This is a genomic window from Streptomyces iranensis, from assembly GCF_017874715.1.
Taxonomy (GTDB): Bacteria; Actinomycetota; Actinomycetes; order Streptomycetales; family Streptomycetaceae; genus Streptomyces; species Streptomyces iranensis.
Window position 1 is genome coordinate 44917 of the sequence record NZ_JAGGLR010000038.1, and the last position, 21298, is coordinate 66214.

The following is a 21298-nucleotide window of genomic DNA, read 5'->3' on the forward strand; positions in this document are numbered from 1 at the left end:
TTCTCGGTGCGCCGCCGGGCGGGCGCATACCACCCGGCCGCATACCGTGCTCCAAGCTCAGGCGAGCAGGGCCGCGGCCGTGAACAGTTCCACGCCCACCGCGATCGCGCCCTCGTCCACGTCGAAGTCGCCCGCGTGGAGGTCGCGCCGGGTGGTGTCGCCGGCCTTGCGGACGCCGAGGCGGGCCATCGCGCCGGGCACCCGCTCCAGGTACCAGGAGAAGTCCTCGCCGCCGAGGGACTGCTCGGTGCCCTCCACCGCGTCCGCGCCCCGGCGGGCGATCATCGCGTCCCGCAGCAGTTCGGCGGAGCTCGCCTCGTTGACCACCGGCGGGACGCCGCGGATGTAGTTGATCTCCGACTTGGCGCGGTGCAGGGTGGCGATCTCGTCCACTGCGGCATGGACCAGGTCGGGCGCCTCCCGCCAGGAGGGCAGGTCCAGGCAGCGGACCGTGGCGGACAGCTCGGCGTGCTGCGGGATCACATTGCAGGCGTGGCCCGACTCCACCCGGCCCCAGGTGACGGCCAGACCCGAGCGGGCGTCCACCCGGCGGGCCAGCAGCGCGGGCACCTCGGTGATCACCTTGCCGACGGCGGTCACCAGGTCGGTGGTCAGATGGGGGCGTGCGGTGTGGCCGCCCGGCCCGTCCAGGGAGACCTCCAGCCGGTCGCAGGCCGAGGTGATCGGCCCGACCCGCAGCCCGATCCGGCCGACCTCGACCTTCGGGTCGCAGTGCAGTGCCAGGATCCGGCCGACGCCGTCCAGCACGCCCGCCTCGATCGCGTCGGCCGCGCCGCCGGGCAGCACCTCCTCGGCGGGCTGGAACAGCAGCCGCACCGGGCGCGCCAGCCGTCCCTCGCGGGCCAGCTCGGCCAGGACCAGACCGGCGCCGAGGACCACGGTGGTGTGCACATCGTGGCCGCAGGCGTGGGCACGGTCGGCGACGGTCGAGCGGTAGTCGACCGTCTTGGTGTCGGGGATGGGCAGTCCGTCGATGTCCGCGCGCAGCGCCAGCAGGGGCAGCTCCGGCGAAAAGCTGCCGCGCGGGCCGATGTCACAGATGAGACCGGTGCCGGAGGGCAGCACCCGAGGCTCGAGTCCCGCCTGCTCCAGCCGCGCCTTGATCGCGGCGGTGGTGCGGAACTCGCAGTTGCCGAGCTCGGGGTGCATATGCAAGTCGCGCCGGAAGGCGATGAGTTCGGCACGCAGCTCGTCGGGGAGCGTGCCGGGCAGCGCGGGCGCGTCGGCGGGTGTGACATCGGTCGCATCGAGGGACATCAATTGCTTCACCTGAAGAAGCGTAGAACGCCAGGTGGGTCCACCGAATGTCGATCAACAAAATTTCAATCTGTTCGGGTACGCAAAAGTACCCGGCCCGCTGCATGATCCTCCTAGTCAGGGGGTATAACAGCGGTTTTTCCCGGTCGGCCGCGGGTGAGATGTGCCACACGGCCGTACGGGCGACGAGCTCAGAACCTGAGACGCCTCAGGACGCCGCGCGCCCGGTCTCAGGACGCCGCGACCGGTGCCGCGGGCGGTCCCGGGCTCGTCGGCGGGGCCGCGTCCCGCTGCGGGACCGCGTCTCTGGGCGGGACCGCGTCTCTGGGCGGGGCCGCGTCTTTCGGCGGGGGTGACTCCGGCTGCGGCCCCGAGCCCAGTCGGCGCACATCGCGCGCCGTCCCGGTGACCCCGGACAGGAAGCCCTGGGCGCGCGGGGAGGCGTCCCTGGTCAGCCAGGCGGGGTCCACATCGCAGACCGCGACCTGGACGCCGGTGCCCACGAGCGCGAGCGGCAGGGTGTGCACCACGGTCGAGGGGAAGCTCACGATCGTGTGGCCGATGGGGCCGCGGCGGGCTATCAGCTCGAGCGGCAGATCGGGCCGTACGATCTCAAGGCCCACCTCGGCCGAGACCCGGTGCAGCTTCTCGGCGCTCTCCCGGCGGTGGGCGAAGTAGCGGGTGGCGCCATGGGCGCGGGCCAGCGAGCCGACCGCCTCCAGATAGCGCTCCAGGTCCACCACGCCCGTCTCGACCAGGGACGTGCCCACCAGGTCGGTGCCCCCGGTGAGCCGGGGCGGGCCGAACCGGGCGCGGGTCCAGGCGAAGTCGTTCGCGGTGATGGTGACCCCGGCGGGCGGCTCCACCGGCATCGAGCTGAAGACCTCGACCCGGCGCTTCGTACCCGGGGTGAGCCGGCGGCGCGCGGTGGCGGAGACCGGCGCGAAGACCATGTCGCGCGGCCCCTTGCTGCCGCGCCGGTGCCAGCGCACCAGGGGCTCGCCCTTGGCCAGCTGGGAGATGAACTCCATGGTGGCCGTGCCGTCGTCCACCACGACCAGGTCCTTGGCCCGGGTGAGGGTCAGCAGCAGCTGGACATAGCGGGAGAACGGATCGCCTATCACGATCCGCCCGGCCCGGCGCAGCGGTCCGCGCAGCCCGCCGATGGTCTTGATCGGCGCACCGGCCCCGCCGCGCGCGTCCTCCCAGCGCACGGCGAAGCCCTCGTCGCGCGCCAGCTCGGTCATCCGGCGCAGCTGGCCGCGGGTCATCGGATCGTGCGGGGAGAGCACCACCACGGTGAGGTCCTGGGGCGCCGTGCCCTCGGGGCCCGCGGCCGTGGCCTCGGGGCCCGTGGCGCGCCGGGCGTCGGCGTACGCCCACTCCAGCACGTTCAGCAGCTGAACCGGGCTCTCTACGAAGGCAAGCGTGGCCGGAGAGGCAAGGGGGGCAGCGGAGACCATCGCACCGTCCAAAGGCAGGGCCCGGAAGCGGCGGGCAGCCCCCGACGAGTCAGGGGTGCCCGCCGCTTCCGGGCAAGGGCCGGGCTCACCGGCCGGTGGATTCACGGCAGAGTGCCTCAGACCGCGGCGGGCTCGCGGTCGGCGGACTCGGACTCGGACTCGGACTCGGACGCGGACTCGGCGACGACGCCCGCGACACGGCGGAGCTTCTTCATCGGGCCGAGCTCGCTCTCGTAGACCTTCTTGACGCCGTCACCGAGGGACTCCTCGATGGTGCGGATGTCCCGCACCAGCCGCGTCAGGCCCTGCGGCTCGACCGAGGCGGCCTGGTCCGAGCCCCACATGGCGCGGTCGAGGGTGATGTGACGCTCGACGAACGCGGCACCGAGCGCCACGGCGGCCAGGGTGGTCTGCAGACCGGTCTCGTGGCCGGAGTAGCCGATCGGCACGTTGGGGTACTCGGCCTGCAGCGTGTTGATCACGCGCAGGTTGAGCTCCTCGGCCTTGGCCGGGTACGTGGAGGTGGCGTGGCACAGCAGGATGTTGTCGCTGCCGAGCACCTCCACCGCGTGGCGGATCTGCTTGGGGGTGGACATGCCTGTCGACAGGATGATCGTGCGGCCGGTCGCCCGCAGGGCGCGCAGCAGCTCGTCGTCGGTCAGCGAGGCGGAGGCCACCTTGTGCGCCGGGACGTCGAACTTCTCCAGGAAGGCGACGGCCTCGGTGTCCCACGGGGAGGCGAACCAGTCGATACCGCGCTTCTTGCAGTGCTCGGAGATGGCGCGGTACTCGTCCTCGCCGAACTCCACGCGGTGGCGGTAGTCGATGTAGGTCATCCGGCCCCAGGGGGTGTCACGCTCGATGTCCCACTGGTCGCGGGGGGTGCAGATCTCCGGGGTTCGCTTCTGGAACTTGACCGCGTCACAGCCGGCCTCGGCGGCGGCGTCGATCAGCCGACACGCGTTCTCCAGGTCGCCGTTGTGGTTGATGCCGATCTCACCGGTGACGTACACCGGGTTGCCGGGGCCGGCGGTCTTCGCGCCGAGGGTGCGGAGGCGAGAGTTGGAGCTCACTTAAGACAGTTCCTTTCCGAGAATCCACGAGGCGATCTCGCGGATCGCGCCGTCCCCTCCGGGGGTGGAGGTGACCGCACGTGCGGCGCCGCGCACGACGTCGTGCGCACCTGCGACCGCCACGGGCCAGCCGACGAGGCCGAAGCACGGGAGGTCGTTGACGTCGTTGCCGACGTAGAGCACGCGCTCCGGCGCGATGCCCTGCTCCTCGCACCACTGCTTCAGTGCGAGATCTTTTCGGTCGATGCCGTGGAGCACGGGGACCTGGAGTTTGCGGGCCCGTGCGGCGACGACCGGGTTCTTTTCCGTGGACAGGATCAGCAGCGCCAGCTCAGCGCGGCGCAGGGCGGCGATCCCGAGCCCGTCGCCGCGGTGCACGGCCACGAGTTCGCGTCCATCGGAGTCGACGAGCACCCGGTCGTCGGTCTGGGTGCCGTCGAAGTCGAGTACCACCGCGTCGATGTCGTCGCGGGTGGGGAGGGCGCCCGGCCGCTCGGCGTCGAACAGCGGGGCGAGCGCGCGGGCGCGGGCCAGATCGTGCGGATCGTCGATCTCCAGCACCCGGGCGGGGTCGGTGCGCACCAGGTCGGTGCGGCCGAAGAAGCGGTGCCCGGCCTTGCGGAAGCCGCGTGCGTCCATCGCGTAGGCGGCGCCGGTCTCCAGGAAGTCCTGGGGGCGGTCCTGGCGGCGCGGGCGGTACGACTTGTCGTGGTTGACCCCGTCGCCGCCGTCCCTCCCGGGGTTCTCGCCCTCGCGCCAGACGAAGCCGTGGAAGGGGGCGACGGTCAGGGCGGTGTCGGCGCCCTTCTCGGCGACCGCCGCGGCCACCCCGTCGATGTCCTCGCTGATGATGAAGGGGCTGGTGCACTGCACCAGGAGCACCACGTCCACGGTGATGCCGTGCGACGCCTCGTAGGCGTCCATCGCGTGGATCACCGCCGCCTCGCTGGTGGCGGTGTCCCCCGCGATGTCGGTGGGCCGCTGGACGACCACCGCGCCGGCCCCGCGCGCCGCGGCCGCGATGCCGGTGTCGTCGGTGGAGACGACCACGTCCGTCACCAGTCGGCTCGCCCGGCACTCCATGACCGCGCGGGCGACCAGCGGCACGCCGCCGACGGCGGCGAGGTTCTTCGCGGGAACGCCCTTCGATCCGCCACGGGCGGGGATCACGGCGAGCACACACGGGCTCGGGGCGGTCATGGCGGCTCCTTCAGGGTTTTCGGAAGTGATCGAGGCCGTCACAGCTCCCCCATCCGCCGGATGACGGGAGCCACACGCTGGACGCCATGGCGGTAGGCGCCGCGGGCCGCTTCCCGCATCGTGTTGCGCACCACCCGCCGCAACGCGGAGACCTGCGCCTCGTCCTCGGCGGAGGCCCCGGGGCGGGGTGAGCCGTCCGGCTCGAAGCCGTACCGGGCGAGCCGGCCGGGCAGATAGCCGGGTGCGGTGACGGGGGTGTAGAAGGGGGCGAGCGGCGGCAGGGCCGGTGCGGCGGCCAGCTCGGCCACCCGCCCCCGCGCGGCGTCGAACCAGGTCTCGTACGGCCCGTCGGCGGCCACGCCCTGGCGGCTGAGCCACTCGGCGTCCGGCTCGGGCAGATGCCCGGCGTCCAGCTGGTCCCAGGAGGCCAGACAGCCGGAGCCGAGGAAGTGGTGGTTGCCGAGCGTCTCGCGCACCCCGAGGTCGGTGAGCACGGCGGTCGGTACGGAGCGGTGCAGCGACTCCAGGGCGGCCGTGGAACTGACCGTGACCAGCAGGTCGGCGGTGTCCAGGACCTCGCCCATGTTTCCGTAGGCGAGCCGGAAGTTGGCGGGCAGGTTGTCGCCGAACTTCGCGATCAGCTTCTGGTACGGAAGCTCCTCGATGTGGGTGGTGTGCTCGCCCGGCTTGGAGCGGAGCTTGACCACGACCTCGCGGTCCGGATGGCGGCGCGCGTGTTCCACCGCGCGGCGCAGCAGATAGGTGCGGTCGGCGCGGTTGTCCGGGACGGACGGCTGGACGGCGAAGACGACCGTGCCGCCGGGGTACTTCCGGCCCAGCCGCGCCTGCTCGTCGTAGCGGTCGCCGCCGAGGAAGGGCAGCGCGCACTCCATGACGCTCTCCGCGTCGGCGCCGACGCCCTGGTAGACGTCACGGAAGCGCTCGGCGTCATGGCGCGAGTTGGCCAGCACCACATCGGCGCCGTGGCGCAGCAGCAGCCCGTCGGCCAGCTTCTCGTAGACGACACCGACGTAGCCGGTGACGACCACGGGGCGGCGGTCGGCGCCCTCCCAGGCGTGGCGCAGTCCGTGCAGCATGGCCTGGACGGCGCCGCCGACCAGGGAGAGGACGATCACGTCATAGCGCTCACGGTCCACTGCCCGTACGAATTCCACGCCCGTGACCTCGCGCATCGCGTCGGCGCGCACCCCGACCTCGGTCAGCTGCCGGGCGGTCGGCGTGGCGCGGCCGCGCAGCAGGAAGCCGTCGAGGTGACGTTCCGAGGCAGCGTCCGACCCGTCCGGTACGAGGCGATGCGCGGTGAGCGCGCCCCATTTCCACCGGGTGTCGGAGTCGGCGAGCACGGCGACTCGCACAGGGGATTTGGTACGTGAGGACACGTCGGAGACGCTAGGAAGCGTTGTCGATTCACGGCCCAACGCAAGAGCAACAAAGGGTTAACAGCACGTCGACGATTGGAGAATCGGCTGGCGGGAGCGGCGGGTTAACCGTTCCGACGTCCTTCGTTCACCTTTACGTACACCCTAGGTCAAGACGAATGCCGACCGGCGACCTAGCGTCACCCGCGTGGTTAAGCTCTCCGTCATCGTGCCGTTCTACAACGTGCAGACCTATGCCCCCGACACGCTCAGAAGTCTGCGCGCGAACGCGCGTGAGGACTTCGAATTCATTCTCGTCGACGACTGTGCCACCGACGGGACCCCGGAGATCCTGGAGCGGGCAGAACGCGACCTTCCGGGGGCCGTCTACGTACGGCATCAGAAGAACGGTGGGCTGGCCACCGCGCGGAACACCGGCCTGGACAACGCCACCGGGGAGTACCTCGCCTTCCTCGACGGCGACGACTGGCTGGCCCCCGGCTACTACGCCCAACTGCTCGCGGCGATCGAGGACTTGGGGTGCGACTTCGTCCGCACCGACCATGTCCAGTGCACCGCACGGGCGCGCTCCATCACCCGGGTGCCGCACGGCCGCCGCGATGAGGTGATGAACCCTCGGGACGTGATCCTCCCGGCCGACCGCTCCACCTCCGTCGACTACCCCTACGCCTGGGCGGGCATGTACCACCGCCGCCTGGTCGACGAGGGGCTGCTGCACTTCACCCATGGGCTGCGCACCGCCGAGGACCGGCCCTGGATCTGGCGGCTGCACCGCGAGGCCCGCAGCTTCGCCGTCCTCGGCCTGGCCGGGGTTTTCTACCGGCGCGGGGTCTCCTCCTCGCTCACCCAGATCGGCGATGTGCGGCAGCTCGACTTCATTCGCGCATTCGACCAGGTGATCGAGGAAACCGCGCGGGACCGCGACGCCGACGCCCTGCTGCCGAAGGCCGTCCGCACCTATTGCGCGATCATTTCCCACCACCTCGGCAACATCGAGAGATTCGAACCACAAGTGGCCCGCAAACTCCGTTCCATGTCGGCGGCGGCGATGAAACGCATGCCCCAGGACGTATTGAAGGACGCACTGGATTCCATGGACTACGAGCGCGCCGCACGACTGCGGCGAGTCAAGCGCCGGTCCGCGGGGGCGGAGGTGGCGGCCTGATGTCCGCCTACAAGCCCCTGGCGGAGCGCAAGCGCACCCAGATCTTCCTCGCCTCGACCCTCTACGGGGCGGCGACCCTCGCGGCCGCGATCGACGCGGGCAGCGTCGGCCCGGCCGACCGCCGGCTGCTGCTGATCAGCAACAACGCCGCGACGCCTGAGACCACCCCGCCGGTGGACGAGATGCCCGGCTTCGAGCGGCTGCGCGGCCGCTTCGACCGGGTGCTGTCCTGGAACGAGACGATCTCGCCGTTCCACCCGGGCGGCTGGGCCCCGCGCGTCGACGACGCCCCGCTGTGGGAGCGCCATCTGCGGCTGCTGTGGAACCTCGGCGACGACAAGGTCGAACTGATCCTGGAGTCCATCCAGGTCAACCCGGCGATGGCGGTCGCCAATGTGTTCCAGGGCGCGCCCATCGACGTCTACGCGGACGGGCTGATGAGCTACGGCCCGACCCGCAACAAGCTGGACCCGCTGACCGGCACCCGCATCCGCCGGCTGCTCCACCTCGACCTGGTGCCCGGACTGCGGCCGCTGCTGCTGACCGAGTTCGGCGTCGAGCCGGAGATCCTGCCGACCGAGGTGTTCACCAAGGTGCTCGCCGAGGTGGCCGAGGCCGCCCCGCGCAGTGTCGCCTCCGCCAGCGAGCGGATCGCGGTCGGAGGTGGCCCGGCGCTGATGCTCGGCCAGTACCTGTCCGCGCTGGACATCCTCTCCCCGCAGGAGGAGGAAGAGCTGCATCTGCGGATGCTGCGCGGCGCCGTGGCGCTGGGCCATCGCACCGTCGTCTTCAAACCGCACCCCACCGCCCCGGCCCGCTGGTCGCGGATGCTGGAGAAGAAGGCCGCCGAGCTGGGCGCGGAGCTGACCGTCATGGACACCCCGGTGCTCGCCGAGGTGCTGTATCAGCGGATGAGCCCGGCCCTGGTCATCGGCTGCTTCTCCACCGCGCTGCTCACCGCCGACGTCTTCTACGGGCTGCCGGTGGCCCGGATCGGCACCGACACGCTGCTGGAGCGGCTCACCCCGTACCAGAACAGCAACCGCGTGCCGGTGACGATCGTGGACGCGCTGCTGCCCGACCTCGAGGACCACAAGGCGGTGGCCGCCGCCCAGCCGGTGGACGAACGGGCGGGCAGGCGGCTGACCGGGCTGATCTCCGCGGTCGGCTTCTGCATGCAGGCCAAGATCTACCCGGATCTGCGGCCCGCGACCGAGCGCTATCTGGCCGCCCACCTGGACGACAACACGTGGCGCTACTTCAAGAAGCGCAGGCTGACCGCGCTCGCCCTGCCCGGGGCGGTGCCCTCGCAACTGGCGTTCATCCCGCGCAATGAGACGGTGCGCAAGGTGGCGCGCCGGGCCCGTGCCCTGAAGCGGGCCGCCCTCAAGCGGACGGTCACCGGATGAGCGCGCCGCCGACCCCCGACGCCGGGCCGATATCCGACGCGGACGCCGGGCCGATACCCACCGCCGACACCGGGCCGATACCCACCGCCGACACCGGGCCGGTACCCACCGCCGACACCGGGCCGATATCCACCGCGGCGGCGACGGCTCCCACGCCGACGCCGCCGCGCGCCCCCGGCATGGCATCGCGCGCCCCCGACATGGCCCTGGAGCGATCCGCCGAGCGCACCGCCAAGGCGGCGGCGCGCGGCGGAGGCCATCCGGTGCGGCTGCGAGCGCTGGACGGGCTGCGCCTGCTCGCCGCGCTCATGGTGGCCGCGTACCACTACGGCGGCCGCGACGGCGAGATAACCCAGGCGTGGGGCTCCTCGCCCCGCGCGCAGTTCCCCACCCTCTCCAGCTACTTCGCCTACGGCTGTCTGGGCGTCCAGATCTTCTTCGTCATCAGCGGCTTCGTCATCTGCATGAGCGGATGGGGACGGCCGCTGCGCTCGTTCTTCGCCTCGCGCGTCTCCCGCCTCTACCCCGCCTACTGGGTCGCGATCATCCTGGTGACCGGCGTCTTCGCGCTGCCCTGGGTCGCCTACGAGGCGGTGTCGCCCAGCGACGCGCTGGTCAACCTCACCATGCTGCAGCAGCCGCTCGGCGTGGACCGGGTGCTGGGCGTGTGCTGGACGCTGTGGGCGGAGCTGCGCTTCTACGCCCTCTTCGCGCTGTTCGTGGTGCTCCCGGGCGCGACCCGGCACCGCGTGGTGCTCTTCTGCGCCGTCTGGACGCTGGGCTCGGCGTTCGCCGAGGCGTCGGACCTGCCGCTGCTGGACGTGGTCCTGATGCCGGAGTACTCCTCGTACTTCATCGGCGGCATGGGCGTCTATCTGCTCCACCGCTTCGGCCATGACGCCCTGGCCTGGGGCATCATCGGGATCAGCTTCCTGATCGGCCAGCACTACGCGATCCGCGAGCTGTGGCACCCGGCTGGGATCGACGCCTTCTCCTACCGGTCGGCCACCGGCATCATCGCGGTGGTCGCCTTCGGCTATGTGGCGGTCACGCTGATCGCGCTGGGGAAGCTGAACTGGGCCAACTGGCGCTGGCTGACCGTCGCGGGCGCGCTCACGTACCCGTTCTACCTGGTGCACGAGCACCTGGGCTGGGTGGTGGTCCAGTATCTGCGCCGCGGCCTCGGCCTCCCCTCGTACGCCACCTTCGGGCTGACCGTGCTGCTGATGCTGGGGCTGGCCTGGCTGCTGTACCGATTCGTCGAACAGCGCCTGGCCCCGGTCCTGAAGCGGGCACTCGCGACACCGCGGGTGCGGTAGCCGCACCGGACCGCGGGCCCGCGGCGGGCTCCCGAGATCGTGGGCAAGCCCGCCGCGGGCCCTTATGCCGCACCAGCCCCGTCGCGGGCCCTGTGCCGTGCCGGTCCCGCCGAGGAAACCGAGCGGCAGGGCGGCCTCCATATGGAGCCGCGCGGCCCGCCCGGCACGCGCGGGAGCCGTCGACTGCGCCGCCGCGTCCGGCCGTTCGGCGGCCTCGGCGCGCACCGCCTCGGCCACCGTGCGCTCACTCAACTCACTACGCGCACCGCCGCACCCATCTCGCGTACGTCCTCCAGCTCCGCGACTCCCAAAGCGGCGCTTTCCACGGCGCGTGCCCGTGCGTCGGGGAGAGTTCGCCCGGCGAGGGATCGGAACTTCGCCCGAATGGCCGTTTCGGGAAGGGGATTTGCGGGAGATCCGCCCGCGTGGTGCACTCGGCGCTGATGGCGCGCCCCGGTTGTGGTGATCGCGGTGACGACAGGCTCCTCGGTCGGCGGCATCGTCTCGTCGATGTCGAGGGCGATCCGGTCCATGGCCGCCCGTACGGACTCCTCTCCGCGCTTGTCCTCGTCGTACGCGTCGAGGCCCGCGTGACCGTGGGCGAGCCGGGCCGCCAGCGCGTACGGCAGACTGAGCTGCGCTCCCGCGAGAGTGCGGATGTCCCGTCCCCCGCACATGCCGTGCAGGAAGTGACTGAGCCGTACGAAGACGGCGGTGATATCCGCGGCGTCCAAGCGGTGGTCGGCCATGATGGCGGACAGCGCGTCGATGGAGGAGTGGGTGCCGCGGCACGAGGCGTACGGCTTGATGGAGGATCGCATGATCTTCCACTGCGTGCCCAGTCCGCTGGTCAGGGCATCGGGGTCGGCGTCGTTTGCCGCGTACGTGGACAGCAGGCCGCCCCATACGTCGTCGAGAACCGCCGAGGGTCCGGTCATTCCGCGAAGGGCGAGCTGGGCCGAGAGCAATCCCGCTTCGGCGGCCCGACCGGCGTGGAGGCGTTTGCTCATGGCGCCGTCGTGGACGAAGGCCCACAGTCCCGCACTGCCGCTCGCCGCCAGGCCGAGTGCGGACTCGGTCTGCTGGGGCGTGAGGCCCAGTACGTGTGCCGCGGCCGCGGCCGCGGCGAACGGTCCGCAGGTGCCGGTCGAATGCCAGCCGGCCCCGTTGTGCGGCTCGTACCCGCCGAGCGCTTCGAGAATGCGGCGTCCCACGTCATAGCCGAGGACGATCGCGGTCAGCAGGCGGGTTCCGCTGACGGGGGTGGCGCAGGCGGCCGCCGCCGCGAGGGCGGCGGGCACGACGACCGCACCGGAGTGATCGCATCCGCCCGTGTCGTCGACCTCGTAGGCGTGGCTGGACACGGCATTGACGAGCGCGGCCGCCCGAGGTGAGAGGCACACTCCGGTGCCCCACACCGGTACCGGGCCGGGCTCGGCACCGAGGACCGACAGGGAGATCCTGGTCTCCTCGCTGCGTGCACCGGCCAGCCCGGCGCCGAGTGTGTCGAGCAGGTGGATGGTCGCCTTGCGGGTGGTGGCGTCCGGCAGGTCGGCGTACGCGGTATCGGTGATCAAGGCCGCCAGCCGGGCGAGCGGACCGCCTGCCGCCCCGGTCATCGGGCCTGCTCCTGCTCGGCTCGCAGACGTTGGAACAGGTCGGCCGGGTGGCCGGGCTCGTTTTCCCGATGCTGGGTCCGCCACCGGTCGGCGATCTGGGAGCCGGTTGCGAGCCAGACGTCCTGGCACCCCTGGATGTACTCGATGATCTCCCGCACGAGTCCGATCCGGCCAGGTGTGCCGGTCACCTCGGGCTGCAACCGAAGGACGTAGCACAGGCCGAAACGGTGGTAGGCCATGAATTCTCGCTTCCAGTTGTCGAGGGCGTGCGCGTACGAGGCGATACGCGACTGGCCGGTCGGGAAGGGCGGTTCGAGGTTGAAGAAGAAGTACTGGTGGTCTTCGAGTTCGTAGTGGACGGGGATCTCGACCAGCCCGGACGCTTCGGGGTGGAGGTAGGGCAGGTCGTCGCCGGGCATGGACGATGACCATCTGATGCCGAGGTCGGCGAGTCGGGCGCCGAGGCCGGGCTTCCACTCCCCCGCCGGGGTCCGGAATCCCCGCGGGGCCGCGCCGGTGACCCGACGCAGCCGCTCCGCGGCGTCCCGGACCGCCCGGACCTGCTCGCCGAGCGTCAGCTCCAGGAAGTTCTCGTGCGCATCACCGTGGCAGGCGATCTCATGCCCCGCGGCGGCGATGCGGCGTACGGCCTCGGGGTGGCGCTCGGCGTTGCGTCCGGGTACGAACCAGGTGGTGGGGACACGCAGGTCGGTGAAGAGGCCGAGCAGCCGGTCGATGCCGCGATCGGTGCCGTACCGGCCGACGGACAGGGTCTTACCGCGGTCGGCGGTGGTGGGTGAGCCGCTGAGGATGGCGAGGTCGGCGTCGTGGTCGACGCTGATCATCACCGCGACCCGGGCACCGTTCGGCCAGCGGCCCGCCGGGGCGCGCTCGCTCATGCCGCGGCCCCCTTGAGTCCCTGTCGGCTTTCGACCCACCAGTCGGCCACGTCCCCGCAGGTCGCGAACCAGACATCGTCGTGCGCGCGCATATGGTCGATTAGTTCCTCCAGGATGAGCAGGCGGCCGGGCCTGCCTGACACTTTGGGGTGCAAGAGCGTGGTCAGGCACAGTCCCTCGGCGCGGTATCCGTCGAACTCGCGCTTCCAGTTGTCGAGCGTGAGGGCGTAACTGGCGATGCGGTCCTGGCCGCCGGGGTAGTCCGGGTTGCGGTGGTAGGCGAGCGAGGCGTAGTCGTCAAAGTCCCAGCGCGCCGGGATTTCCACCAGTGCGGTCACCGCTTGGTCGATGGTGTGCAGATACGGGCGGTCGTCGCCGCGCATCGAGCTGGAGTACCGGAAGCCGTGCTCCAGCAGGAGCCGGGGCGTTTCCGGGTGCCAGTCGCCGGACGGGGACCGGAAACCGGACGCCTCGATACCCAGGACGCTCTTGAACACGCGCTGGCTGCGGCTGATGACGTCGGCCTGTTCGCCGACGGTCAAGTCGTAGTAGCACTCATGACGGTAGCCGTGGTGGGCCACTTCGTGGCCGCGCTCGATGATGCTCCGGCAGGCGTCCGGCCAGTGCTCCACCACCCAGGCCGGGGTGAAGAAGGTGGCGGGGACGTCGGCGTCGTCGAGCAGGTCGAGGAGGCGGGGCAGGGCGCGGAACGGTCCGTACCCGCCCAGTGCGAAGTAGCCGGGGAGGCCCCACAGGGAGCCGTCGAGCATGGCGGAGCCGGTCGGTCCGTCCAGGTCGAAGGCGAGGGCGACGGCCGCGCGGCGCTGCTGCGGCCAGTGCGGCGGGTGCGGGTCGGCGGGAGTGTGCATAGTTCAGTTCTTCACTCCGTTGAAGGTGGGCCGTGTCGCTCCGTAGGACATCCGTGATTCTTTGAGAATGCGCTGGTAGGTGCCGTCGGCCCACAGCTTGTCGAAGCCTTTGGTGACCAGTGCGGCCATGGCCTTGTCGTCCTTCTTCACCACGACGGCGAACGGCTTGGCCGGGAGCGGCTGGAGTACGGCACGGAATCTGCCGGGCTCGGTGCGGTCGAAGAACGCGAGGTTCTCGCCGCCCTGGATCGCCACGTCGGCACGGTTCTGCTCCAACTGGAGGCGGGCCGCGGCGCCGGAGTCGGTGGGCAGGATCCGGATGGCGGGCCTGCCCGCGCCGGTGCAGTACTTCTTGTTGAATTCCAGCGCCTGGCCGTAGTAGTCCGTCGTCTTGCTCACGGCGAGTTTCTTGCCGCAGACGTCCTGGCGCCCGCGGAAGTCCGCGGCCCTCTTGGGCAGCGTGTACAGCCGGCCGACGGTTTTGAAGTAGTCGACGAAGTCCACCGTCTGCTGTCGTTCGACGGTGTCGGAGATGCCCGACATCACCATATCGACGCGGGAGGTGGCCACGGAGTTCATGAGCTGGTCAAAGCGCTGCTCCTCGAAGATGACCTTGAGCCCGAGCTTCTTGCCCAGCGCCCTGGCCAGTTCGACGTCCACACCGGAGAGGGCGTTGGTCTTGTCGTCGCGGTACTCCATGGGCGGGAAGTCCGGTGAGAGGGCGACCTTTAGCTGCTTGTCTTTGGTGATCGAGGGCGGGAGCTTGTCGGCGCCGGCGGCGGAGCCGGGCAGGGTCGTACTAACGCAGCCGGTCAGCGAGACCGCCGTGCCGACGCCGATCAGGGTGGCCGCGAGAGCGCGGAGCGGACGGGACATGGGTGTCGTCTCCTGCACGGGTTAGAGGACTCGGGCCAGGAACGACCGGGTACGCGGGTGCCGGGGGGTGACGAGCACCTCGGACGGCGGTCCGATCTCCAGGACCTCGCCGCCGTCCATGAAGGCCACCCGGTCGGCGACCTCCCGGGCGAAGGCGATCTCATGGGTGACCACGATCATGGTGAGTCCGCTGCGCGCGAGGTCCTTCATGACGTCCAGGACCTCGCCGACCAGTTCCGGGTCCAGTGCGGAGGTCGGCTCGTCGAAGAGCATCAGATCGGGTTCCATGGCGAGGGCGCGGGCGATGGCGATGCGCTGCTGCTGACCGCCCGAGAGCTGGCGCGGGTAGGCGTCGGCCTTGTCGGCGAGCCCCACCCGGGTCAGCAGTGACATGGCGCGTTCGCGGGCTTCCCCGCGGGGTACGCGCTTGACGCCGACGGGCGCGTCCATGACGTTGTCCAGGGCCGTCATATGCGGGAAGAGGTTGAATTTCTGGAAGACCATGCCGATGCGCCGGCGCTGGCGTGCGATGGCCCGCTCGTTGAGCTCATGCAGTTGGTTGCCCTGCTGGCGGTAGCCGATGACCTCGTCGCCCACCCAGACGCGGCCCGAGTTCACCTGCTCCAGGTGGTTGATGCAGCGCAGAAAGGTGCTCTTGCCTGATCCCGAGGGGCCGAGGAGGCAGACCACTTCCCCCCGGTGGACCTCAAGGTCGACGCCCCGCAGGACCTCCAGGTCGCCGTAGCTCTTGTGCACCGACTCGGCTCGGACCAGCGCACGTTCGATGCTCGTGGTGGCACACATCACGAGACCGCCTTCTTCTGGTTGATGACCTTACGCAGCCGTTGGAGGGGCGTATCGGGCAGCGAGCGGCTGCTGCTGCCCTTGGCGAAGTGCCGCTCCAGGTAGTACTGGACGACCGAGAGGACGGAGACCGCGGCGAGGTACCAGATGGCACACACGATCAGCAGTTCCATGATCCGGTTGTTGACGAAGTAGATGTGCTGGGCCTCGGAGAGAATCTCGCTGACTCCGATGGCCGAGGCCAGCGATGTCGTCTTGAGCATGCCGATGGTCTCGTTCCCGATCGGCGGCAGGATGACGCGCATCGCCTGAGGCAGCACGATCTTCCTCATGGTGCGCAGCCGGGACATGCCCAGGGCCTGGGCGGCTTCCGTCTGTCCCTCGTCGATGGAGAGGATGCCGGCGCGGACCACCTCGGAGGTGTATGCCCCTTGGTTGAGACCCAGGCCGATGGCGGCGGCCACGAAGGGGGTGACCAGGTCGACGGTGCGGGCACCGCCCAGTCCGGGAAGCCAGATGTAGGGGAAGAGCAGCCCGATGTTGAACCAGGCCAGCAACTGGAGATAGACCGGGGTGCCGCGGAACACCCAGACGTAGAGCCAGCCGACGCCGGAGGTGACCGGATTGCGGGAAAGCCGCATCATCGCGACGACGACACCCAGGGCAACGCCCAGGACCATGCCGACGACCGTGAGGACGAGCGTGAGGAGGAGCCCCTTGAGGAGCACGCCCATCGTGAGGTAGTGCCTGACGACTCCCCAGTCGATGGCCGCGTGGGCGAGCGAGTACGCCAGCCAGCAGAGGAAGGCGACGACCGCGAGCGCGCCGAGCCAGCGCCCGTAGTGCGTCCGGGGCACAGCGGTGAGGTCGGCGGTCGGTACGGAATCGCTTCTCTTCGCGGGGGCTTCGGACATGACCTGGCTCTCTTCTCGGGGTACGGCGGTCTCAGCGGATACCGGCCGGCCAGTCGGGCCCTCGGCGGGACTCATGTCCGCGGGCCCGTGTAGTCCGCCGCCCAGTTGCGCTGGTCCGCGACGAGTTCTTCCAGTTCGTGGATCTGCTCGTCCACCCGGGCCGGTGCGGTGCCCCCCTGACCGCTGCGCGCGGCCAGCGCCGCCTCGACGGTGAGGACGGACCGCACCTCCGGTGTGAGCCGAGGGTCGATTTGTGCGTAGTCGTCGTCGCTCAGCTCCAGGAGGTCGAGGCCGCGTTCCTCGCAGAGCTGCACCACGGCGCCGGTGACCTCGTGCGCCTCGCTGAAGGGGACGCCCTGGCGTGCGAGCCAGTCCGCGATCTCGGTGGCGAGAGTGAATCCCGCCGTGGCCTGGGCCCGCAGCTCGTCGGCATGGACGACCAGGGTCCGCACCAGGCCGGACATCGCCGGAAGGACGGTGAGCAGGGTCTCGACCGTGTCGAGGGCCGAGCGCTTGTCCTCCGCCAGGTCGCGGTTGTAGGCGAGCGGCAGTCCCTTCAGCGCGCCGAGGACGCCCATCAGATTGCCCATGAGCCGACCGGCCTTCCCCCGGGCAAGCTCGGCGATATCGGGGTTCTTCTTCTGCGGCATGATCGACGAGCCGGTGGCGAAACGGTCGTCCAGGCCGACCCAGCGAAACTGCCGGCTCGCCCAGAGGCAGATCTCCTCGGCGAGCCGGGAGATGTCGACGGCCAGCATGGCGCCGACGAAGAGGAATTCGGCGACGTGGTCCCGGCCGGCCACCGCGTCGATGGAGTTCGTGCAGGGACGGTCGTATCCAAGTTCCTCGGCGGAACGCTCGGGGCTCAGCGCGATCGCGGAACCCGCGAGGGCTGCGGCACCCAGCGGGGAGCGCGCGCTGCGCCGGTCCCAGTCGCGCAGCCGGTCGATGTCGCGGCCGATCGCGTGCGCGTGGGCGAGGAGCTGGTGCCCGAAGGTGATCGGCTGTGCGGGCTGGAGATGCGTGAAGCCGGGAGCCGGGGTGGTGCGGTGTTCGCGGGCCTGGGCCAGCAGGGCGTCCACGAGGTCCGCGCCGGCCTCGGCCAGCCTGCGCACCTTGTCCCGCAGATACAGCCGCAGGTCATTGGCGGCCTGGTCGTTACGGGATCGCCCGGCGCGCAGCTTGCCGCCGACGACGCCCAGCCGCTCACTCAGCACCCGCTCCAGGAACGTATGCACGTCTTCGTCCTCGGGCTGCGGCCCGACCTCGCCGCGCCGGTACTCCCCGTCGAGTACGTCGATGGCCTGAAGCAGCGTGGCGAGCTCGCTGTCGTCCAGCAGGCCCGCACGGCGCAGCTCACGCGCATGAGAGCGCGATCCCGCGAGATCGTAGGGCGCCATGTCGAAATAGCCCGGCTCCGAACGCGAGAGCTTGGTGAGCGCATCGTCCGGGGCGTTGCGGAAGCGCCCGCCCCAGAGACGGGTGGGGGCAGCGTGAGTGGACATGTGCGAGTCTCCCTCAAGGGTCTAATCGCTCGGCAGCGGCACGAAGCGAGCAGCGTCAGGTCTCCGGCCAGGGCAGGGCATGTCAGGCTGGGACGGCTGGATCGCCCGACTGCCTGATTGTCGGACACTTTCAAGTTGCCGTAGCGCAGTCAAGGGTTCTGACGGTCGGCATCCACCCTTTCTCCGCCTGAGTAATCTGCCGGTAAGCTGGTTGAAACAACATCGTCCGGCAATCAGACACTCAATCGACAAGGGGCGTCATGGCGCTGGGGCCGATCAAGATCGACCGCTCGGGGACCGTGGACCGCGTGGCCCACGCACTGCGCGAGGAGATGTACCGGGGGGCACTCGAAGGCGGCACGTCCCTCCGGGAGGTGAACGTGGCCGAGAGCATGGGTGTCGCCCGCAGCACCGTACGAGAGGCGTTCCAGGTCCTCACGGGGGAGGGGCTGCTCGTCCGGCGGCCGAACCGCGGAGTAGAGGTCCGCCGGCTCGGCGAAGAAGAGATCGAGGACATCTTCAAGGCCCGGCGCATACTGGAGACGAGCGCGGCACGCTCGGTCGTACAGGCCACCCGCTCCGACATCGTGGCGCTCGCCTCGGCCCAGACCGCCTACGAACAGGCCGCCGCCGACTCCACCGACGCCGCCCCCATCACCGAAGCCCACCTCGCCGTCCACGTCGCCATCGTCGGCCTCCTGGGCTCCCCCCGCCTGACGGCAACGGCCCACCAACTCATGTCGGATATCCGGCTGGCCGTCGCCACCATCGACCGCACCAGCGACGACCTGCCGGCACAGGTGGAGGAGCACAAAACCATCGTGACCCTGATCCGTCAGGCAAAAGGCGAGGAGGCGGCGCAACTCCTGGACGCCCACCTCACACACGCGAAGGCGTTCATGCCGAAAAGCGACTGATCACCCCCTCACGTCGGTCACGACCGCTCAGGTCGATCACTCGGCCGAGAAGCGCGCAACCAGCGCGGGGTGTCGGCGCCCAGGAGGCCGGGGGGACGGGCCCAGTCGAGGGGGCCCGCCGGGGTGGCGATCGGTGCGCGGGCGTGGTGCAGCGTGCCCAGGTCGGAGGCGGTCTCGGTCAGCCAGGGCGCCGGGTCATGGGCGGGGCCGTCCGCCAGAGCGGCCGGGCCGATGCCGTGGGTCAGCCAGGACGCCGTGCCCGCGAGGGACAGCCGCAGATGGCGCCCGGCGCCTTCCTCCTGGCGCTCGGTCAGCGCCCGCAGCACCGCCGCCGCCAGCAGATAGCCGGTGCCGTGGTCGAGGGCCTGGGCGGGCAGCGCCCCCGGGTGGCCGTCGCCATCGCCCTTCGCCTCGATCGCGGCGATGCCGGTGGCCGCCTGGACCAGGCTGTCGAAACCACGCCGCCCGGCCCAGGGCCCGGACCAGCCCCATGCGCACAGCTGGGCCACGACCAGCCCGGGGTGGCGCTCCAGCAGGGCGTCCGGGGCGAGCCCGAAGCGGTCGAGCGCACCGGGTCGGTAGCCGGTGACCACGACATCGGCGTCGGCGAGCAGCGCCTCGAAGGTCCGGCGGTCCTCGGGCGCGGCGAGGTCGAGCGCGGCCGAATGCTTGCCGAAGCCGGTGTCGGCGTGGGCGTCCGGGTCCTCGGGCAGCCCGGGGGAGTCGATACGCAGCACGTCGGCGCCGAGCAGGGCCAGGGTGCGGGTGGCCACCGGCCCGGCGATGACCCGGGTCAGATCGAGTACGCGTACGCCGTTCGCGGGCAGCGCGCCGTTCATGGGCGGGGGCGCTTCCCGGAGGCGGCGCGGGGCGGCCTCCCCGACCTGCCGGGACTCGATCAACGGCAGCGCGCCCAGCGGGATCTCGCTCTCGCCCGGCTCCGCCACGGCCACGGCCAGACCGCCCGCCGCGTAGACGGTCTCCTGGATCGCGCGGGCGGGGCGGGCCGCGAGCGCCGCCGCCAGTTCGTCCGGCCCGGTGTCGCCGGGGAGGCCGAGGGCGGTGAGCAGCCGGGCCCGGTGGTGGGGGTAGTTGGCGTGCGTGCGGACCCACCCGTCGGCCGCGCGCCAGAAGCCGGACAGCGGGGCGAAGTTGGTGGGCTTCCGGCCGTCGATCCGCAGGTGCCGTTCGCTGACGAACGCGGTGGCGACGGCGCCCTCGTCGACCCGTACCGCAGGAACGGCCCCGCCGGAGCGCCGCGCGCCCAGCTCGGCGGCGGCCAGCGAGCACACGCCCACGGTGGCGCGGGCCAGCTCGGCCACGGGCAGCCGGGCGGGCAGTCCGCCGCTCACCGCGTGGTACGTCACCCGCTCCAGCAGCGCGGGGTCGCCGCCGAGGGCGGCCCAGGCATGGGCGGTGGCCGCGTCCCGCGTGTCCTGTGGTGGTACATCGCTCCTCGTCATGGGCTCATTGTGCGCCTGGCCACCTGAGCGCCTCACGGCGAGTGCCCCGCCCTCTCCTCCTGGTCGGGGACGGAGAGGGCGGGCCGTGCGAGGTGGGTGGCGGGCCTATGCGGCGCCCGCCTGCTGGTAGAGGCCGAGGGCCTCGTTGCCCAGCGTCGGGTGGTATTCGTTCGCGCCCGCGCTGACGCTGATGTTGCCGATCAGATAGCCCGCGCCGCCGGAGAAGTCGGCGAGGAAGCCGCCGCCGCTCGACCCTCCGGTCTGGACGCAGTCGATGCCCCACATCGTGGAGCCGGGACGGCCCGCGTCGGCGAACTCATTGCCCTCGCAGTGGTTCAGCCGCTCGCCGTTGCCCTCGGCGGCGGAGCCTCCGTAGCCGAAGGAGTGGACATGGCGGCCGGTCTGCGAGTTGAAGGCGATGCCCTGGGCGCCCACGGTGTCGGCCAGGGTGCGGCCGTTCAACGTGTTCATCACGGCGAAGGCGTAGTCCCAGTTGGCGTTGCCCCGGGTGGAGACGTACTGGGCGTCCCAGAAGAGGCGGCGGGCGGCGAAGGTGCCGTAGGGGCGGTTCCCGTTGTTGTAGCCCGGGATGAAGACCCAGTTGCGGTAGCCGGTTCCGGTGGCCGCGTCCACGGTGCAGTGGCCGGCGGTGAGCACGACGGACTTGTTGTCGCTGTTGGCGACGGTGGCGGAGCAGGCGAAGGTGCCACCGGAGGCGTTCTGGAAGAAGACCTTGCCCGCCGTGGTGCTGATCAGGCCGCCGCCGGTCCAGGCGGTGGGGGACGTGGCGCGGGGCGAGGGCGCGGAGACGGGGGCGGTGGGGCCCGGGAGCGGGGGCACGCTCACCCGCTCACCCGTGGTGGGCGCCGGGTCCGCGAGCTTCGCGCCGCGGGCGGCGGGCAGGGTGGTGACGTCCCTGGCGGTGCGCAGCCGTTCCGCCGTCCAGAAGCGGACGGCGGCGCGCTGCTCCTCGGTGGGGACGGAGGTTCCCTGAGCGGAGGGAGCAGGGTGGGCCGGGGCCGGGGCGGGGGTGGCGGCGTGGGCGGTGGTTCCGGCGGTCCAGCTGAGGGTGGCGAGGGTGAGGGCGCTGAATAAGGTGACGACACGTCTCATGCGGTCGACTCC

18 protein-coding genes are annotated in these 21298 nt (G+C 71.1%); 4 read left to right on the forward strand and 14 right to left on the reverse strand.

All coding sequences use genetic code 11. The features are described from left to right. Window positions 1-57: 57 nt before the first annotated feature. The 5 genes from J2Z30_RS45860 to J2Z30_RS45880 form a co-directional block, all read right to left on the reverse strand. Window positions 58-1278, reverse strand: a complete 1221-nt coding sequence (locus J2Z30_RS45860) for an amidohydrolase (protein ID WP_044574037.1) — start codon at window positions 1276-1278, stop codon at window positions 58-60. A gap of 230 nt (window positions 1279-1508) precedes the next feature. Further along, window positions 1509-2741, reverse strand: coding sequence for a hypothetical protein (locus J2Z30_RS45865; RefSeq protein WP_044574034.1), 1233 nt, complete (start codon window positions 2739-2741; stop codon window positions 1509-1511). Window positions 2742-2857: 116 nt separating this feature from the next. Then, window positions 2858-3814, reverse strand: coding sequence for an N-acetylneuraminate synthase family protein (locus tag J2Z30_RS45870; protein ID WP_044574031.1), 957 nt, complete (start codon window positions 3812-3814; stop codon window positions 2858-2860). Continuing rightward, window positions 3815-5014 carry an acylneuraminate cytidylyltransferase gene (locus J2Z30_RS45875; protein ID WP_044574028.1) on the reverse strand — a complete coding sequence of 400 codons (1200 nt, stop codon included), beginning with the start codon at window positions 5012-5014 and terminating at the stop codon, window positions 3815-3817. A 38-nt stretch (window positions 5015-5052) separates the two neighbouring features. Then, window positions 5053-6414 carry a DUF6716 putative glycosyltransferase gene (locus J2Z30_RS45880; RefSeq protein ID WP_044574025.1) on the reverse strand — a complete coding sequence of 454 codons (1362 nt, stop codon included), beginning with the start codon at window positions 6412-6414 and terminating at the stop codon, window positions 5053-5055. Between the two features lie 187 nt (window positions 6415-6601). Between J2Z30_RS45880 and J2Z30_RS45885 the strand changes: the two genes are divergently transcribed. The 3 genes from J2Z30_RS45885 (at window position 6602) to J2Z30_RS45895 (ending at window position 10307) form a co-directional block, all read left to right on the forward strand. Further along, window positions 6602-7579 carry a glycosyltransferase family 2 protein gene (locus J2Z30_RS45885; protein ID WP_044574023.1) on the forward strand — a complete coding sequence of 326 codons (978 nt, stop codon included), beginning with the start codon at window positions 6602-6604 and terminating at the stop codon, window positions 7577-7579. Further along, window positions 7579-8988: a polysialyltransferase family glycosyltransferase gene (locus J2Z30_RS45890; protein ID WP_044574020.1), complete on the forward strand. Its 1410-nt coding sequence runs from the start codon at window positions 7579-7581 to the stop codon at window positions 8986-8988. Before J2Z30_RS45885 ends, J2Z30_RS45890 begins: the two co-directional genes overlap by 1 nt. A gap of 200 nt (window positions 8989-9188) precedes the next feature. Further along, window positions 9189-10307, forward strand: coding sequence for an acyltransferase family protein (locus J2Z30_RS45895; protein ID WP_372453413.1), 1119 nt, complete (start codon window positions 9189-9191; stop codon window positions 10305-10307). A 248-nt stretch (window positions 10308-10555) separates the two neighbouring features. On the opposite strand, the gene J2Z30_RS45900 is transcribed toward J2Z30_RS45895, so the two are convergent. From J2Z30_RS45900 to argH, 7 genes are all read right to left on the reverse strand, one after another. Beyond that, a complete protein-coding gene (locus J2Z30_RS45900; protein WP_044574017.1) occupies window positions 10556-11926 on the reverse strand; it encodes an MmgE/PrpD family protein in 1371 nt (456 codons plus the stop codon). Beyond that, window positions 11923-12825: a polysaccharide deacetylase family protein gene (locus J2Z30_RS45905; RefSeq protein WP_044574014.1), complete on the reverse strand. Its 903-nt coding sequence runs from the start codon at window positions 12823-12825 to the stop codon at window positions 11923-11925. Before J2Z30_RS45905 ends, J2Z30_RS45900 begins: the two co-directional genes overlap by 4 nt. Then, entirely contained in the window at window positions 12822-13694 is an 873-nt protein-coding gene (locus J2Z30_RS45910; RefSeq protein ID WP_044574011.1) for a polysaccharide deacetylase family protein, read from the reverse strand. The genes J2Z30_RS45905 and J2Z30_RS45910 overlap by 4 nt, the downstream gene beginning before the upstream one ends. 3 nt (window positions 13695-13697) lie before the next feature. Then, window positions 13698-14570, reverse strand: a complete 873-nt coding sequence (locus tag J2Z30_RS45915) for a transporter substrate-binding domain-containing protein (protein WP_052701520.1) — start codon at window positions 14568-14570, stop codon at window positions 13698-13700. 21 nt (window positions 14571-14591) lie between these two features. Continuing rightward, window positions 14592-15374 (reverse strand): amino acid ABC transporter ATP-binding protein, encoded by a 783-nt coding sequence (locus J2Z30_RS45920; protein ID WP_107073347.1) that lies wholly within the window; start codon window positions 15372-15374, stop codon window positions 14592-14594. Beyond that, window positions 15374-16288 (reverse strand): amino acid ABC transporter permease, encoded by a 915-nt coding sequence (locus tag J2Z30_RS45925; RefSeq protein ID WP_044574009.1) that lies wholly within the window; start codon window positions 16286-16288, stop codon window positions 15374-15376. The genes J2Z30_RS45920 and J2Z30_RS45925 overlap by 1 nt, the downstream gene beginning before the upstream one ends. 71 nt (window positions 16289-16359) lie before the next feature. Beyond that, window positions 16360-17793, reverse strand: a complete 1434-nt coding sequence (argH, locus tag J2Z30_RS45930) for an argininosuccinate lyase (protein ID WP_044574006.1) — start codon at window positions 17791-17793, stop codon at window positions 16360-16362. Between the two features lie 260 nt (window positions 17794-18053). Between argH and J2Z30_RS45935 the strand changes: the two genes are divergently transcribed. After that, the gene (locus J2Z30_RS45935) at window positions 18054-18710 is read left to right on the forward strand and encodes a GntR family transcriptional regulator (protein WP_044574004.1); all 657 of its coding nucleotides are present in this window, start codon (window positions 18054-18056) and stop codon (window positions 18708-18710) included. Window positions 18711-18727: 17 nt separating this feature from the next. Here the strand turns inward: J2Z30_RS45935 and J2Z30_RS45940 are convergent, their stop codons facing one another. Beyond that, on the reverse strand, window positions 18728-20173 hold the full coding sequence (locus J2Z30_RS45940) for a CoA transferase (RefSeq protein WP_044574001.1): 1446 nt from the start codon (window positions 20171-20173) through the stop codon (window positions 18728-18730). 105 nt (window positions 20174-20278) lie between these two features. Further along, on the reverse strand, window positions 20279-21286 hold the full coding sequence (locus J2Z30_RS45945; RefSeq protein ID WP_044573998.1) for a hypothetical protein: 1008 nt from the start codon (window positions 21284-21286) through the stop codon (window positions 20279-20281). Window positions 21287-21298 lie beyond the last annotated feature (12 nt).

What these genes read in the sequence shown, in the direction of transcription:
- J2Z30_RS45860 (WP_044574037.1), bottom strand. Translation starts at nt 1,278, where the DNA reads ATGTCCCTCGATGCGACCGATGTCACACCCGCCGACGCGCCCGCGCTG.
- J2Z30_RS45865 (WP_044574034.1), bottom strand. Translation starts at nt 2,741, where the DNA reads ATGGTCTCCGCTGCCCCCCTTGCCTCTCCGGCCACGCTTGCCTTCGTA.
- J2Z30_RS45875 (WP_044574028.1), bottom strand. Translation starts at nt 5,014, where the DNA reads ATGACCGCCCCGAGCCCGTGTGTGCTCGCCGTGATCCCCGCCCGTGGC.
- J2Z30_RS45890 (WP_044574020.1), top strand. Translation starts at nt 7,579, where the DNA reads ATGTCCGCCTACAAGCCCCTGGCGGAGCGCAAGCGCACCCAGATCTTC.
- J2Z30_RS45895 (WP_372453413.1), top strand. Translation starts at nt 9,189, where the DNA reads ATGGCCCTGGAGCGATCCGCCGAGCGCACCGCCAAGGCGGCGGCGCGC.
- J2Z30_RS45900 (WP_044574017.1), bottom strand. Translation starts at nt 11,926, where the DNA reads ATGACCGGGGCGGCAGGCGGTCCGCTCGCCCGGCTGGCGGCCTTGATC.
- J2Z30_RS45905 (WP_044574014.1), bottom strand. Translation starts at nt 12,825, where the DNA reads ATGAGCGAGCGCGCCCCGGCGGGCCGCTGGCCGAACGGTGCCCGGGTC.
- J2Z30_RS45910 (WP_044574011.1), bottom strand. Translation starts at nt 13,694, where the DNA reads ATGCACACTCCCGCCGACCCGCACCCGCCGCACTGGCCGCAGCAGCGC.
- J2Z30_RS45915 (WP_052701520.1), bottom strand. Translation starts at nt 14,570, where the DNA reads ATGTCCCGTCCGCTCCGCGCTCTCGCGGCCACCCTGATCGGCGTCGGC.
- J2Z30_RS45920 (WP_107073347.1), bottom strand. Translation starts at nt 15,374, where the DNA reads ATGTGTGCCACCACGAGCATCGAACGTGCGCTGGTCCGAGCCGAGTCG.
- J2Z30_RS45925 (WP_044574009.1), bottom strand. Translation starts at nt 16,288, where the DNA reads ATGTCCGAAGCCCCCGCGAAGAGAAGCGATTCCGTACCGACCGCCGAC.
- argH (WP_044574006.1), bottom strand. Translation starts at nt 17,793, where the DNA reads ATGTCCACTCACGCTGCCCCCACCCGTCTCTGGGGCGGGCGCTTCCGC.
- J2Z30_RS45935 (WP_044574004.1), top strand. Translation starts at nt 18,054, where the DNA reads ATGGCGCTGGGGCCGATCAAGATCGACCGCTCGGGGACCGTGGACCGC.
- J2Z30_RS45940 (WP_044574001.1), bottom strand. Translation starts at nt 20,173, where the DNA reads ATGACGAGGAGCGATGTACCACCACAGGACACGCGGGACGCGGCCACC.
- J2Z30_RS45945 (WP_044573998.1), bottom strand. Translation starts at nt 21,286, where the DNA reads ATGAGACGTGTCGTCACCTTATTCAGCGCCCTCACCCTCGCCACCCTC.